This window comes from Pseudomonas sp. P108 (assembly GCF_032613195.1).
In the GTDB taxonomy this organism is placed as follows: Bacteria; Pseudomonadota; Gammaproteobacteria; order Pseudomonadales; family Pseudomonadaceae; genus Aquipseudomonas.
The window spans coordinates 1,508,545-1,521,840 of record NZ_CP126691.1 but is presented as its reverse complement, the minus strand read 5'-3'; the positions used below and the strand labels follow the sequence as shown (position 1 = coordinate 1,521,840).

The 13,296-nt window shown below is 59.6% G+C and carries 15 protein-coding genes; 10 read left to right on the top strand and 5 right to left on the bottom strand.

Features of this window, described 5'->3' with window-relative positions; translation table 11 throughout:
* Nucleotides 1-4: 4 nt before the first annotated feature.
* From QOM10_RS06650 to QOM10_RS06640, 3 genes are read left to right on the top strand one after another with little or no spacing between them, the layout of a single operon-like run.
* A complete protein-coding gene (locus tag QOM10_RS06650) occupies nucleotides 5-892 on the top strand; it encodes a DUF692 domain-containing protein (RefSeq protein WP_316917769.1) in 888 nt (295 codons plus the stop codon).
* Complete coding sequence (locus QOM10_RS06645) at nucleotides 889-1,647, top strand: DNA-binding domain-containing protein (RefSeq protein ID WP_316917768.1); 759 nt, start codon at nucleotides 889-891, stop codon at nucleotides 1,645-1,647. Before QOM10_RS06650 ends, QOM10_RS06645 begins: the two co-directional genes overlap by 4 nt.
* Nucleotides 1,644-2,120 (top strand): DoxX family protein, encoded by a 477-nt coding sequence (locus QOM10_RS06640; protein ID WP_316917767.1) that lies wholly within the window; start codon nucleotides 1,644-1,646, stop codon nucleotides 2,118-2,120. The genes QOM10_RS06645 and QOM10_RS06640 overlap by 4 nt, the downstream gene beginning before the upstream one ends.
* 109 nt (nucleotides 2,121-2,229) lie before the next feature.
* Here the strand turns inward: QOM10_RS06640 and QOM10_RS06635 are convergent, their stop codons facing one another.
* Nucleotides 2,230-3,144, bottom strand: a complete 915-nt coding sequence (locus QOM10_RS06635) for a LysR family transcriptional regulator (protein ID WP_316917766.1) — start codon at nucleotides 3,142-3,144, stop codon at nucleotides 2,230-2,232.
* Nucleotides 3,145-3,248: 104 nt separating this feature from the next.
* On the opposite strand from QOM10_RS06635, the gene QOM10_RS06630 reads away from it, so the two are divergent.
* From QOM10_RS06630 to QOM10_RS06620, 3 genes are all read left to right on the top strand, one after another.
* The gene (locus QOM10_RS06630) at nucleotides 3,249-3,848 is read left to right on the top strand and encodes a short chain dehydrogenase (protein ID WP_127926109.1); all 600 of its coding nucleotides are present in this window, start codon (nucleotides 3,249-3,251) and stop codon (nucleotides 3,846-3,848) included.
* A 58-nt stretch (nucleotides 3,849-3,906) separates the two neighbouring features.
* Complete coding sequence (locus QOM10_RS06625) at nucleotides 3,907-4,560, top strand: COG3650 family protein (RefSeq protein ID WP_150749376.1); 654 nt, start codon at nucleotides 3,907-3,909, stop codon at nucleotides 4,558-4,560.
* Between the two features lie 97 nt (nucleotides 4,561-4,657).
* The gene (locus tag QOM10_RS06620) at nucleotides 4,658-6,271 is read left to right on the top strand and encodes an NAD(P)/FAD-dependent oxidoreductase (protein ID WP_150749377.1); all 1,614 of its coding nucleotides are present in this window, start codon (nucleotides 4,658-4,660) and stop codon (nucleotides 6,269-6,271) included.
* Between the two features lie 115 nt (nucleotides 6,272-6,386).
* On the opposite strand, the gene QOM10_RS06615 is transcribed toward QOM10_RS06620, so the two are convergent.
* The gene (locus QOM10_RS06615) at nucleotides 6,387-7,481 is read right to left on the bottom strand and encodes a PLP-dependent cysteine synthase family protein (protein ID WP_316917765.1); all 1,095 of its coding nucleotides are present in this window, start codon (nucleotides 7,479-7,481) and stop codon (nucleotides 6,387-6,389) included.
* 251 nt (nucleotides 7,482-7,732) lie between these two features.
* Between QOM10_RS06615 and nhaA the strand changes: the two genes are divergently transcribed.
* From nhaA to QOM10_RS06600, 3 genes are all read left to right on the top strand, one after another.
* Nucleotides 7,733-8,923 (top strand): Na+/H+ antiporter NhaA, encoded by a 1,191-nt coding sequence (nhaA, locus tag QOM10_RS06610; RefSeq protein ID WP_316917764.1) that lies wholly within the window; start codon nucleotides 7,733-7,735, stop codon nucleotides 8,921-8,923.
* 160 nt (nucleotides 8,924-9,083) lie between these two features.
* The gene (locus QOM10_RS06605; protein WP_150775287.1) at nucleotides 9,084-10,304 is read left to right on the top strand and encodes an S-type pyocin domain-containing protein; all 1,221 of its coding nucleotides are present in this window, start codon (nucleotides 9,084-9,086) and stop codon (nucleotides 10,302-10,304) included.
* 7 nt (nucleotides 10,305-10,311) lie between these two features.
* The gene (locus QOM10_RS06600; RefSeq protein ID WP_127926103.1) at nucleotides 10,312-10,566 is read left to right on the top strand and encodes a colicin E3-like toxin immunity protein; all 255 of its coding nucleotides are present in this window, start codon (nucleotides 10,312-10,314) and stop codon (nucleotides 10,564-10,566) included.
* Between the two features lie 61 nt (nucleotides 10,567-10,627).
* Here QOM10_RS06600 and QOM10_RS06595 read toward each other — a convergent pair whose 3' ends face one another.
* Nucleotides 10,628-11,092, bottom strand: a complete 465-nt coding sequence (locus QOM10_RS06595) for a glycine zipper 2TM domain-containing protein (protein WP_007918566.1) — start codon at nucleotides 11,090-11,092, stop codon at nucleotides 10,628-10,630.
* Nucleotides 11,093-11,272: 180 nt separating this feature from the next.
* Here QOM10_RS06595 and QOM10_RS06590 point away from each other — a divergent pair, with 180 nt between their 5' ends.
* Entirely contained in the window at nucleotides 11,273-11,509 is a 237-nt protein-coding gene (locus QOM10_RS06590; RefSeq protein ID WP_150774157.1) for a hypothetical protein, read from the top strand.
* A gap of 5 nt (nucleotides 11,510-11,514) precedes the next feature.
* Here the strand turns inward: QOM10_RS06590 and pdxH are convergent, their stop codons facing one another.
* Nucleotides 11,515-12,162: a pyridoxamine 5'-phosphate oxidase gene (gene pdxH, locus QOM10_RS06585; RefSeq protein WP_316917763.1), complete on the bottom strand. Its 648-nt coding sequence runs from the start codon at nucleotides 12,160-12,162 to the stop codon at nucleotides 11,515-11,517.
* 24 nt (nucleotides 12,163-12,186) lie between these two features.
* Nucleotides 12,187-13,293, bottom strand: coding sequence for an OmpA family protein (locus QOM10_RS06580; protein ID WP_316917762.1), 1,107 nt, complete (start codon nucleotides 13,291-13,293; stop codon nucleotides 12,187-12,189).
* Between the last annotated feature and the right edge of the window lie 3 nt (nucleotides 13,294-13,296).

Sequence of the window (13,296 nt, the reverse complement as noted above, 5' to 3'; positions counted from 1 at the left end):
GATCATGTTCACTATTAATGACCATGCCCAATCCCGCACTCAGGCAGCCCGCACCGGGCTCCCGTCCCGTGCCGGGCTGGGACTCAAGACCGGGTACTTTCGTGAAGTGCTCGACTCACAACCGGACATCGGTTTCTTCGAAGTCCACGCCGAAAACTACATGGTGGCCGGCGGTCCGTTTCATCATTTTCTCGGTTTGATCCGCGAGCAGTATCCGCTGTCGCTACACGGTGTCGGCTTGTCCATCGGCGCTGAAGGGCCGCTGGATAAACAACATCTTCAACGCCTTGCCGAGCTGATTCAGCGCTATCAACCGCAAGCCTTTTCCGAACATCTGGCCTGGTCGAGCCATGGCCCGGTGTTTCTCAATGATCTGTTGCCGCTGGCCTATGACACGCCGACGTTGAATCGCGTCTGCGAGCATATCGATCAAGTGCAGAACACGCTCAAACGGCCAATGCTGCTGGAGAATCCGGCAACCTGTCTGGCGTTTCAACGCTCAACCCTCGATGAGGCAGATTTCATCGCCGAGGTCATCCGCCGCAGCGGCTGTGGCCTGCTGCTGGACGTCAACAATGTCTACGTTTCTTGCGTGAACCATCAGCGCGATCCGCTGGTGTATCTCGATGCGCTGCCATTACACACGGTGGGTGAAATTCATCTGGCCGGGTTTGCCGAAGATAGCGACAGCCTTGGCGATCGCTTGCTGATCGACGATCACGGCGCGCCGATCGATCAAGCCGTCTGGGGTTTGTACCGGCAAGTGCTGCAACGCATCGGCCCGGTGGCGACGCTGATCGAGCGCGACAATCAAGTGCCGGCGCTTGCGGTGCTACTGGCGGAAGCTCGGCAAGCTGATGCGCTTTTGCTGGATGCCGGAGCACGCACATGAGCACTCAACGCGCTTTCGCGGCGGCACTCATCGACACGCGACTGCCCTGCCCAGAAGGTTTGTGCAGCGCCAACGGCGCTGATCCGGCGAGCCGTTTCGCGGTGTATCGCAACAACGTGCAGGGCTCGCTGATCAATGCGTTGAGCGACAGCTATCCGGTGGTTGCGCAATTGGTCGGCGCTGAATTCTTTCGCGCCATGGCGGCTATTTTCGTCCAGCAGCAGCCGCCACAAAGTCCGTTGATGAGTCGCTATGGCGAAGCGTTCGCGGATTTCATCGACGCCTTCGAGCCGGCCTCCAGCGTGCCTTACCTGGCCGATGTCGCGCGCCTTGAGCACCTGCGCACACAGGCCTATCACGCCGCCGATGCCGAGCCGGTGCGACAAGAGCAAATCACCGCAGCGCTAGCCTCCCCACACACCTTGAGCGAACTCTGCCTGGCACTTCATCCATCGCTGCACTTGCTCGATTCGGCTTATGCCGTGGTTGCGATCTGGGCAGTGCATCAACAGAACGCGACGCTGGAAGGCATCGAGATCAATCGGCGGCAACACGCACTGGTTCTGCGCAATGGTCTGGACGTCGAAGTGTTCGCCCTTGAGCCCGGCGCCAGCATGTTTATCCGCCACCTGATCGACGGCCAAGCGCTACTGACAGCGGCCGAAAACAGTCCTGAATTCGATCTCGGGCAAACCCTCGGCCTGCTGATCGCGCGTAACGCCATCACCCACTTGCATAACAAGGAACTGCCATGAACACGCTCATCACCTGTGCCATCACACTGTTGGAAAAAATCCCTCACAGCCTGATCGCTTTCATTGCACGTTTCTCGATTGCCGCTGTGTTCTGGAAGTCAGGGCAGACCAAGGTTGAAGGCTTGGCGATCGATCTGATCGATGGCTCCTTTCAAGTCGGCTGGCCACGTCTGGCCGACTCGACCATTCCGTTGTTCAAAAGCGAATACCACGTGCCGCTGCTGTCGCCAGAGATTGCCGCGCACTTGGCGGCGTTTGCCGAGCACTTTTTTCCGCTGCTGATCCTGATCGGCTTCGCCACGCGGTTTTCGGCACTGGCGCTGTTGGGGATGACCATGACCATTCAACTGTTTGTGTATCCCGATGCGTATCCGACTCACGGCACCTGGGCGGCGGTGCTGCTGTACCTGATGGCGACCGGGCCGGGCAAGTTGTCGATTGATCATCTGATCGCCCGCCGTCTTTCCCGCTAAGCAAAATCCCTGTAGGAGTGAGCCTGCTCGCGATAGCGGTGTGTCAGGTAACTCATCCGCGACTGACACTCCGCTATCGCGAGCAGGCTCACTCCTACAAGGGAACGGTTCAGCGCTGCAGGCGATCCAGCGCTTCGCCACTGCGCTTGAACCAGCCCATCAGATAGTCCGCCAGCACCTGCGTGCGCTTCGGCAAGCCGCCCTGATACGGATGCACCAGGTACATCGGCATGCGTCGTGTCTGATAATCACGCAGGAGCCAGCGCAATCGGCCGTCAGCCAATTCCGCCTGCAGCAAGTAGGAAGGCAATCGCGCGATACCAGCGCCGCTGAGCGCGGCTTTCTTGAGCAGGTTGTAATGGTTGCTGGCAAACGGTCCTGACACGCGAACCCGCAGCAACTCATGCTGCTGGTGATACAGCCATTCCTCGCGCCCGCTGTAGTGGCTGTTGAGCAAGCAGCGATGTTCGGCCAGAGCCTGTGGTGTCAGCGGTTCACCGAAACGCTCGAGATAAGCCGGGCTGGCGCAGGTCATTTCCTGCCAGGCCAGCAACGGTTTGGCCACCAGTCGTTGGTCATTGGCCACCTCGCTGCGGATCGCCAGATCAAAGCCGTCCCGGGACAAATCGCGATAACTGTTGTTCAGCTCCAGTTCGATCTGCACATCGGGGTATTGATGCGAGAACTCCAGCAATAAACCATCGAAGAAGGTTTCGCCCAACGACACCGGCACCGTCATGCGGACCGGTCCGGCCATATCGTCCTTTAACCGCGCCAAGGCCTGACGCGCCCTTTCCACCTGAACGACCAGCGCCTGCGCTTGTGGTAACAATGCTGCGCCGGCAGCGGTCAGGCTCAAGCGTCGAGTGGTGCGTTGCAGCAACACCACGGAAAACTGCGCTTCGAGCTGGCTGATGCGTTTGGACAGCTGGCCCTTGCTGCAGCCCAATTGCTGCGCCGCCAGGGTAAAACTACCCGCTTCGATCAACACCGCGAAGGCCGCCAGATCATCCATCTCGCTCATGGATTGTTTCCAGTTGAAAACCAAAGGTTGCCTATTAGCGCGCTTATCCGCAGAAAAAACCACTCTAGACTGAAGCCTCGTTCAATCACTTGAGGTACGGCTCGATGAAAATTCTGTTGATAGGCGCTGGTGGCACCATCGGTTCGGCCGTGGACAAAGAACTGTCGCAACGCCACGAAGTCATTCGTATCGGTCGCAAAAGCGGCGATTTCAATGTCGATATCAGTGACAGCGCATCGATCCGCAAACTGTTCGAACAGACCGGCAAGTTCGATGCACTGGTGTGCGCGGCGGGCAACGTGACCTTCGCCCCGCTTGGTGAGATGAATGAAGACAGCTTCGCCCTCGGTCTCAAAGACAAACTGATGGGCCAGGTCAATCTACTGCTGATCGGCCGCGAATTCGCCAACGATGGCGCCTCGTTCACCTTCACCACCGGCGTACTCAGCCACGATCCGATCCGCAGCGGTGCCTCGGCAGCACTGGTCAACGGTGCGCTGGACAGCTTCGTCCGCGCAGCGGCCATCGAACTGCCACGCGGCTTGCGAGTGAACTCGATCAGCCCGACCGTACTGCTGGAAGCCATGGGTAGCTACGCCCCGTATTTCCGTGGTTACAAGCCGGTTCCTGCGGCGGATGTGGCGCTGGCCTACGCGAAGAGTGTCGAAGGCCTGCAGACAGGTCAGACATTTCACGTGGGCTAAACCTTGTGATGAACGGTCAGGCTGCGTAACGTGGCGACACTTGTCTGGAGAGCCGAAGATGCGTGTTGCCCGTTCGTTAGTCGTTGTTGCCCTGCTGCCGTTGTTTGCCGCTTGCCAGTTGTTCGATGGCCAGCGAGAAAGTGCCTCGCACGTCGGGCAGACGCGGATGCAGGGGCAACTGACCGCCGCTGACGGCAAACTGGTGTTCCAGCCATGCCAGGATCAGCGCCAACTCGTCGTCAATGACATGGGTGGCACCAGCATTCTGCAGGAAGCCGCGACCCTCGCCGACGAGCAAGGCAAACTGTTTGCCGACGTTCGTGGCAAAGTCGCCGGTGATCGACTCGATCTGACGCAGCTGTATCGCGTCGAACGCTCGGGCACTGCCTGCGATGACCCCAACTTCAAACTGCTGATCCTGCGCGCCACCGGCCACGGCCCGGAATGGAACGTCAAAGTCAGCGGCAAAGGCATGGTCATCGACCGCGAAGGTCAGCCGCCACTTGCCGTGCCGTATATTGAAGATCAATTGGGCGACGGCCGCTTCAACCTGAGCAGCGAAGCCAACAATCAGCGCATCGAATTGTGGGTCGCGCCGCAACGCTGCGTCGACAGCAGCACCGGCAGCGTGCAGCACATGAGCGCCGAGTTGCGCATCGACGGCCAGGTGCAGCGCGGTTGCGGGTATTTCGGCGGATCGCGCAACGACTGAGCGTTTTAGCCTCACCGGATCCGGCCTTTGCGGCTTATAATCGCGGCCTTCAAACGCCCTGGCGCAGTTGTGCGCCCCGCGAACCCGGATCCTCGCCATGTTACGAATCACTGAACTCAAGCTGCCAATCGACCATCCCGAAGAAGACCTGCGCGTTGCGATCGTGCAACGTCTGGGCATCGCCAGCGATGATTTGCTCGATTTCACCTTGTTCAAGCGCAGCTACGATGCGCGCAAAAAGTCCTCCGAACTGTGCTTCATCTACACCATCGACCTCAACGTACGCGACGAGGCCAACGTGTTGGGCAAGTTCGCCGATGACCGTAACGTCAACGTGGCGCCGGATGTCAGCTACAAATTCGTAGGTGAAGCGCCAAGCGACCTGAGCCAGCGTCCGATCGTTGTCGGTTTCGGCCCGTGCGGGATCTTCGCCGGCCTGCTGCTGGCGCAAATGGGCTTCAAGCCGATCGTCCTCGAACGCGGCACCGAAGTCCGCCAGCGCACCAAAGACACCTGGGGCCTGTGGCGTAAAAGCGTGCTCAACCCGGAATCCAACGTGCAGTTTGGCGAAGGCGGTGCGGGCACGTTCTCCGACGGCAAGCTGTACAGCCAGATCAAGGACCCGAAGTTCCTCGGCCGCAAAGTCCTGCACGAGTTCGTCAAGGCTGGCGCGCCGGAAGAAATCCTCTACGTCAGCAAGCCGCACATCGGTACGTTCCGTCTGACCGGCATGGTTGAAAACATGCGCGAGCAGATCCGCGAACTGGGCGGCGAAGTGCGCTTCCAGGAACGCGTCACCGATGTGCTGATCGAAGACGGCCAATTGGTCGGTGTGCAACTGGCGAGCGGCGAAACCCTGCATTCGAAACACGTGGTTCTGGCCCTCGGCCACAGCGCCCGCGACACCTTCCGCATGCTCCACAGCCGTGGCGTGTTCATGGAAGCCAAGCCGTTTTCGGTGGGTTTCCGCATCGAACACCCGCAATCACTGATCGACCGCGCGCGTCTGGGCAAGTACGCCGGCCACCCGAAACTCGGGGCTGCCGACTACAAACTGGTGCACCACGCCAAGAACGGCCGCTCGGTCTACAGCTTCTGCATGTGCCCGGGCGGCACCGTGGTCGCGGCGACCTCCGAACCCAACCGCGTGGTCACCAACGGCATGAGCCAGTACTCGCGTAACGAGCGCAATGCCAACTCAGGCATCGTTGTCGGGATTACGCCGGAAGTCGATTACCCGGGCGGCCCGCTGGCCGGGATCGAGTTGCAGGAACGCCTGGAATCCCACGCCTTTATCCTCGGCGGCAGCGATTACAAGGCGCCGGCGCAACTGGTTGGCGACTTCATCAACGACATCCCATCGACCGAACTGGGCGAAGTCGAACCGTCGTACAAACCGGGTGTGGCGCTGGGTGATCTGGCCTTGGCCTTGCCGGATTTTGCCATTGAGGCAATCCGCGAAGCGTTGCCGGCGTTCGAGAAGCAGATTCGCGGCTACTCGCTGCACGATGCGATATTGACCGGGATCGAGACGCGTACTTCGTCACCGCTGCGCATCACTCGTAACGAAACGCTGCAGAGCATGAACGTGAAGGGCTTGTTCCCGGCCGGTGAAGGCGCGGGTTATGCGGGCGGGATTCTGTCGGCGGGTGTGGACGGGATTCGCATTGCAGAAGCCGTGGCGCGCGACATCCTCGGCCTGACTGACTGACACAAAACCCTGTAGGAGTGAGCCTGCTCGCGATAGCGGTAGTCCATTCAACATCAATGTTGAATGTTATTACGCCATCGCGAGCAGGCTCACTCCTACAGTTGATTTCGGTGTGTCAGATATTGGCGCGTAGCACTGAAGTCGGCAGCGCCTCACCGCGCTCGGCACTCGCCGCCACCGCTTCGATCAACCCATTCAATTCATACCCCTGCGCCTTCAGCCAATCCTGATCGTAATAGGTGTCGGCATACCGCTCGCCACCATCGCACAAAATCGCCACGATCGATCCCGACTCCCCCGCCGCTTTCATCTGCTGCGCCGCCATCAAGGCGCCGATCAGATTGGTCCCGCTCGACCCGCCAACATGCCGTCCCAGACGCTGCGCCAGATAATGCATGGCCGCCAGCGACAAGGCGTCAGGCACCTTGACCATCGCATCGATCACCTTGGGCAGAAACGAGGCCTCAACGCGTGGCCGGCCAATGCCTTCAATGCGCGAACCGCAATCGAGGCGCAAATCGGCGTCGCCGGTCTGGTAGTAATCAAAGAACACCGAACGCTCGGCATCCGCGCACAACACGCGGGTGCAATGCTGGCGATAGCGCACGTAACGACCCAGCGTCGCGGTGGTGCCGCCGGTGCCGGGGCTGGAAATCAGCCAGCTCGGTTCCGGATGTTTCTCATAGCGCATCTGCTGGAAGATCGATTCGGCGATGTTGTTGTTAGCCCGCCAGTCGGTCGCGCGCTCGGCGTAGGTGAACTGGTCGATGAAATGGCCGCCATGCTCGCGGGCCAAACGCTCGGATTCGGCGTAGATCTGCGTAGGATCTTTCACCAGATGGCTTTGGCCACCGTAGAACGCGATCTGGGCGATCTTCTCTTTGGACGTGGTCGCCGGCATCGCCGCAATGAACGGCAAACCGAGCATCCGCGCAAAATACGCCTCGGAAATCGCCGTCGAACCGCTGGATGCCTCAATGACCGGCGCGCCGGGCTTGAGCCAGCCGTTACACAACGCATAGAGGAACAACGAACGGGCCAGGCGATGTTTGAGGCTGCCGGTCGGATGGCTGGATTCATCCTTGAAATACAACTCGATGCCCGTAAAACCCGGCAGCGGCAAAGGAATCAGGTGGGTGTCGGCGCTGCGCTGAAAATCCGCTTCGATGATGCGGATGGCTTCGCGGGCCCACTGTCGGTTGTCGCTCATGGTGAGGGTTCTCGTTGAATCGGGCAGGAGATGAATCGGCTCGAAAGGCTCACTCATCAGCTTAGGAAAAATCCGATAGCGCGCACAGATACAGCTGAGTCTCAATATGTCAGACAACTGCTAGGCTCAGCGTGGCTTGAGCCAGACACCTTGTAACGCCATATAACAAAAAAGAATATAACTTTTGTTTTAACAACTAACAGTACGGGTTAGGGTGTCCCACCTTTTTGACGATTCGATGGAGAGCGACCTTGCCTCTGCGTAGCACTTTCACGCGTTTCTTTCAGTTGGAAGCTGCCAGCGGTCTGTTATTGATCGCTGCAGCCATCCTGGCCCTGATTATCAACAACTCGCCATTGTCGTGGCTGTACACCGGCCTGCTCGACACCCCGTTGGTGGCGCAGATCGGTGCGTTGAAAATCGCTAAACCCCTGCTGCTGTGGATCAACGACGGTCTGATGGCGATGTTCTTCCTGCTCATCGGCCTGGAAGTGAAGCGCGAAGTCCTCGACGGCCAGCTGTCGAAACCGTCGCAGATTGTCCTGCCCGGCGCCGCAGCGATCGGCGGCATGCTGGTGCCGGCGCTGATCTACTGGTTCCTCAACCGCGACAATCCGGCAGCCCTCGACGGCTGGGCGATCCCGACCGCGACCGACATCGCTTTCGCCCTCGGCGTGCTGGCCCTGCTCGGCAAGCGCGTGCCGGTATCGCTGAAGCTGTTCCTGATGACCCTGGCAATCATCGATGACCTCGGCGCCATCGTGATCATTGCGATCTTCTACTCCGGCGAACTGTCGACCCTGTCGCTGGGTCTGGCGGCAGCGTGCATTGCAGCGCTGGTGGCGATGAACCGGCTCGGGGTGGTCAAACTCGGGCCGTACATGATCATCGGTTTGATCCTCTGGGTCTGCGTCCTCAAGAGCGGTGTCCACGCCACGCTGGCGGGCGTAACCCTGGCCTTCTGCATTCCATTGCGCACGAAAAACGCCGAGCCGTCGCCACTGCTGACCCTCGAACATGCGCTGCACCCGTGGGTGGCCTACGGCATTCTGCCGCTGTTCGCCTTCGCCAACGCCGGCCTGTCGCTGACCGGCGTCACCATGGAAAGCTTCACTCATCACGTGCCGATGGGCATCGCGGTCGGCCTGCTGCTGGGCAAGACCGTCGGCGTGTTCGGCCTGACCTGGCTCGCGGTCAAAACCGGCATCGCCGCGCTGCCGCAAGGCGCCAACTGGGGTCAGGTGCTGGGCGTGGCGATCCTGTGCGGGATCGGCTTCACCATGAGCCTGTTTGTCGGCTCGCTGGCGTTTGAACCGGGCGTGAGTGATTACGCTGGCATGGACCGGATGGGGATTTTGACCGGGTCGATTCTGGCGGCGTTGATTGGTTATGCGGTGACGGCGGCGGCGAGTCGCCGGAATACAGCATTGCCCAACGCATAGAAAACCTGCGGCGAGGGGATTGTCCCCTCGCCCTTCTGATACCACAGCGACAAATCCCCACGTCTTTAGCGACGCGTCCTACAGCCACCATTTTCCTGCTTCGTTAACGTTGCGCAGCCCTTTGCGAAGGGCTGTCGATGGATGAGCGAAAGGACGATCAGTGGCTGGCAACAAGGACATTCCCCGGGTTCAAAACCCACCGCAAGGCGACGGGCATCACGTCACCTACCGCTACATGACGGCCACTGAACTGGCCGAGCGCGACGCCAGACAAAACGCTTACGACGCCATGCTGGCGCGGCAGGAGGCTTTCGAGCGCAGCCGTGAGGTGGCGGTTAAGAAGACAGAGCCCGTTCGGGCTGGCTGCGTCTTCGCCAAGTCCTGCAAATTGCCGGATGCGATCATCGATTACTCCAGTCCTGCGGGGATGGTGCCGACCGACAGCCTGAAGGATTACGGCGACCTGATCCTGCTGGGCGCGCGTGAAGCCGATGAAAGCGGCGCAGTTCTTCTCAAGAAAATCGGTGCAACTGCTATTCCAGTTGGATTTGGCAGTCTGGCTCTGGCGGGATCGGTGTTTGAAGCACTGCCCGCTGCTGTATCAAGCGCGGCTGTTGCGCCTTTGGTTGGTTTGGTTGCGTTGTTCATGCCATCGAATCTTGGCGACAGTGCGCTCTATACCGACGAACAACTGCGTGGACTTGAACAGGCGCGAACGCGTGTTCGGTTGAGGGTCGAACAGCAGGCCGACGGCAGCCTGAAGGGCTACGGTTTCTACACCGGCAAGAATCGCGATTGGGAAATGGTTGATGTCGTGCAGTTCAAGTTGCGTGACAGCCGGCTCATTGCTGACTTGGGCGAAGGCGTAGAACTGATCTGGACGCCGGCTGTGGATGGCTCCGACATCCTTGGCATCCCCGCGCTGGAGGCTGCACCGCAGGCACCGCACATCTGGGTTTATCCGCCGACGAAAGCGGCGGATGGAATTCTGGTGAATCCGGTTTATCCGCCGGAGTACCGGGATTTTATTCTGGTGTTTCCCCCGAACTCCGGGGTTCGGCCGGTTTATATTGTTCTAAATGTTCGACGCCACGGTACCGCCGAAGCTGGACATACCTACCATCCTGCTCCCGAAACAAGCGATATCACTGCATTTCCCGGTTTGAGAAGAGCAAAAAAGAAAACCCCATACGCGGGTGGTCTCCGAGATCGCTGGACGGATGCGAAAGGCAGAACAATATATGAATGGGATTTTCTACATGGAGAACTTGAGACGTACCGGGCAAGTGATGGCACTCACTTGGGATCGTTCGACCACAAAACCGGTAAGCAGTTAGATCCGCCAAAAAAGAAGAAACGCAGCATTAAGAAATATCTATGAGGGATCTATGGGATTAAGAGCCAGGCTTGAATGGTATGACAAGAAAACTGAACTGGGCGAAGGAGAAGAATTATCGAAAGACTTCGGTGATGACGGTTCAATTATCGAATCACTTGGAATACCAATCGAAAATAATGTGAACAACGGAGGATTCGATGTGCCCTCGCAATGGGTCAATATCCTGCAACCCCATTTTAGACAAACCATTGATTTATCTTCTTTCGACTTTCAGGTCGCTTTCGTCTACCGCGACCACTGGTAAGCAACCAACAAAAAACCCCGACCAGTCACCTGATCGGGGTTTTCTTTACCCTGAATTCCGCTTAGTGCGAAACGCGGCTGGTCCCGCCAACGGTGGAGATGCGCACGCGCTCGCCAACGCGGAACACTTCATTCTCCTGCACCTGCTGCACATAGGCACGCATGCTGCCGTCGTCTTCACGTACGGTGATTTCCACACCCTGGGTGCGGGTCAAACCTTCTTCAGTCGCCGAACCGATCAGACCGCCCGCCACCGCGCCGATGACCGCAGCAACGATGCTGCCCTTGCCGCCGCCGATGGCGCTGCCGCCGACGCCGCCGACCGCTGCACCAGCGAGGCCGCCGATCGGGGTTTTGGTGCCTTCGATTTTCACCGGGCGCAGGGATTCGATGGTGCCCATGCGAATCGTCTGCACACGACGCGCTTCGTCACGGGAGTAGGAGTCACCGGTCAGGCTCGATTGGCAGCCGGTAAGCAACATCGCCATCGTGGAAAAGGAAGCAACCAGCAGAACAGACTTACGCATAGCATCAACTCCAAAGAAACATATAGTCATTAAACTCCGTGGCTTGACGCCTGTCACGACGCAGCCCGGATAAATTGGCTTTCATTCAGGCGCGGTACAGACGCCTGCACGCTTTCCCTGACATAGCCCCTACAGTAGCGCCAAATTGCCAAATCTGCGCCACCGACACCAAGGATTTTCATGGATTACTTCATCATCGTCGTCACCACGGCCGCCGGTTTGTACTTCCATGGGTGGTTGTATGTGCGGATCAAACGCTGGATGGATCGCGACCTGACGCTGTCATTGGCCGGCAAGGACGAGGGCAAACGTGCCTTTATGCTCGAACAGCTGGCTCGCGCTCAGGCGCAGAAGATCAAGCGCCGGGATCTGCCGAAGTGGCTGGAGGCCGCCGCGGCAGGCTATCCCGCTCGGTAGACTGCTCAGGGTGCCAGACGTTCAAGAATCCAGTCGGCGCCCTGCACACGGTAGTTGAGGCGATCGTGCAGACGGCTCGGACGGCCCTGCCAGAATTCGATGCGCTCGGGCAGCAAGCGGTAACCGCCCCAGTGTTCCGGGCAGTCGGGCTGAGTATCGGAGAAGCGCTGCTCGGTAGCCTTGAGCAAATCTTCCAGTTCACCGCGCCCGTTGATCACCCGGCTCTGCGGTGATGCCCAGGCACCGAGACGGCTGCCCAGTGGCCGCACCTGATAATACGCATCCGACTCCGCGGGCGTGACCTTCACCACCCGCCCTTCGATGCGCACCTGACGCTCCAGGGTCGGCCAGAAGAAGGTCATGGCGGCGAACGGGTTGGCCGCCAGGTGCTGGCCCTTGGCGCTGTCGTAGTTGGTGAAGAAGGTGAAGCCCTGCTCGTCCAGGCCCTTGAGCAGCAGAATGCGACAGTGCGGTCGCCCATCCTGGTCGACCGTGGCCAAGGTCATGGCGTTGGCTTCCACCGGTGCCTGTTCGGTTTTCACCGCGTCGGCGAACCACTGGTGGAACAACCCAAACGGCTCGGCCGGGGCTTGCGCCTCGGTCAGACCATCCCGGGTGTAATCACGACGCATATCTGCCAGAGCCTGGGTCATGGCGCATTCCTTTTCGTTAGCGGATCACTTCTTGGTGGCATCGGTCGCGGCGACTTTCTTGTCGGTCGCGGCGGCTTTGGCTGGTGCAGTTTTCTTCGCTGGGGCCTTGGCTGGAGCTTTTTTCGCTGGAGCCTTGGCAGCGGCTTTCTTGGCCGGAGCCTTTTTGGTTGCCGGAACAGCAGCTTTTTTCGCCGCAGGAGCCGGGGTTACCGGTTTGGCGGCGGGCTTGGCGTCCTGCGCAGCAACCATGGTCACTGGCTTCGGTGCCGGCATGTTGTACTTGCTCAGCAGGGCAACCATGGTGTTCTGCGGGGTCACCAGCAGCTCAACGCGACGGTTCAGGGCACGACCCTCAACGCTGTCGTTGGCCGCACGCGGCGCTTCGGAACCCATGCCGCGCAGCATCAGGCGATCACGCTGCAAGCCGCTGAGACGGAAGATCGCCGCAATGGACTGGGCACGTTCCTGGCTCAGTTTGATGTTGGCAGGCGCGGCACCGCTGGAATCGCTGTGGCCAAGGACCAGCACGGCAGTTTTCGGGTCGGCTTCAAGGATTTTCGCCACTCGGGTGAACGGGCCGAGGGTGACCGGCAGCAGCATGGCTGGACGATCCGGGTTGAACGAACCTTCGACCGGTGCCGTCACGACCAGCACGTTTTCACGGCGTTCGAGTTGCAGGTTGCTGTCCTTGACCGCTTCACGCAGACGCGGCTCGTAATCGTCGAGCCAGGCCTGGGTCACTTTCGGATCCGGCATCGGCACGGCTTTGGTCGTGGGTTGATCCTTGCCGCCAAACGGCCACCACCATTTGCCATCCGCATCGGCTTCAGCTTTGGCCACGGTTGCCGGTTTTTTCGCTTCCGGGGCGACTTCAGCCTTCATGTCCGCTTTGACCGCTTCATCATCGGAACCGAACGGCCAGTACCACGGGCTGCTGCTTTCAGTCTTGGCCACGGGTGCAGTGGCCGCAGGTTTCAGCGGGGTCGGGGCCGGTGCTGGCTCCTTGGCTGCGACTTTGTCGGAAGAGCCGAACGGCCACCAACTGCCGCCGTCCGCATCGTTTTTCGGGGTCTGTGCACAACCGGTGATCGCTACACACAGGGCCAGGGCGAGGGTCTTTTTAGATGACATTGA

Excerpts from the sequence above, each read along its gene's own strand:
- QOM10_RS06650 (WP_316917769.1), top strand. The coding sequence starts at position 5 with ATGTTCACTATTAATGACCATGCCCAATCCCGCACTCAGGCAGCCCGC.
- QOM10_RS06645 (WP_316917768.1), top strand. The coding sequence starts at position 889 with ATGAGCACTCAACGCGCTTTCGCGGCGGCACTCATCGACACGCGACTG.
- QOM10_RS06640 (WP_316917767.1), top strand. The coding sequence starts at position 1,644 with ATGAACACGCTCATCACCTGTGCCATCACACTGTTGGAAAAAATCCCT.
- QOM10_RS06635 (WP_316917766.1), bottom strand. The coding sequence starts at position 3,144 with ATGAGCGAGATGGATGATCTGGCGGCCTTCGCGGTGTTGATCGAAGCG.
- QOM10_RS06630 (WP_127926109.1), top strand. The coding sequence starts at position 3,249 with ATGAAAATTCTGTTGATAGGCGCTGGTGGCACCATCGGTTCGGCCGTG.
- QOM10_RS06625 (WP_150749376.1), top strand. The coding sequence starts at position 3,907 with ATGCGTGTTGCCCGTTCGTTAGTCGTTGTTGCCCTGCTGCCGTTGTTT.
- QOM10_RS06620 (WP_150749377.1), top strand. The coding sequence starts at position 4,658 with ATGTTACGAATCACTGAACTCAAGCTGCCAATCGACCATCCCGAAGAA.
- QOM10_RS06615 (WP_316917765.1), bottom strand. The coding sequence starts at position 7,481 with ATGAGCGACAACCGACAGTGGGCCCGCGAAGCCATCCGCATCATCGAA.
- QOM10_RS06600 (WP_127926103.1), top strand. The coding sequence starts at position 10,312 with ATGGGATTAAGAGCCAGGCTTGAATGGTATGACAAGAAAACTGAACTG.
- QOM10_RS06595 (WP_007918566.1), bottom strand. The coding sequence starts at position 11,092 with ATGCGTAAGTCTGTTCTGCTGGTTGCTTCCTTTTCCACGATGGCGATG.
- QOM10_RS06590 (WP_150774157.1), top strand. The coding sequence starts at position 11,273 with ATGGATTACTTCATCATCGTCGTCACCACGGCCGCCGGTTTGTACTTC.
- pdxH (WP_316917763.1), bottom strand. The coding sequence starts at position 12,162 with ATGACCCAGGCTCTGGCAGATATGCGTCGTGATTACACCCGGGATGGT.
- QOM10_RS06580 (WP_316917762.1), bottom strand. The coding sequence starts at position 13,293 with ATGTCATCTAAAAAGACCCTCGCCCTGGCCCTGTGTGTAGCGATCACC.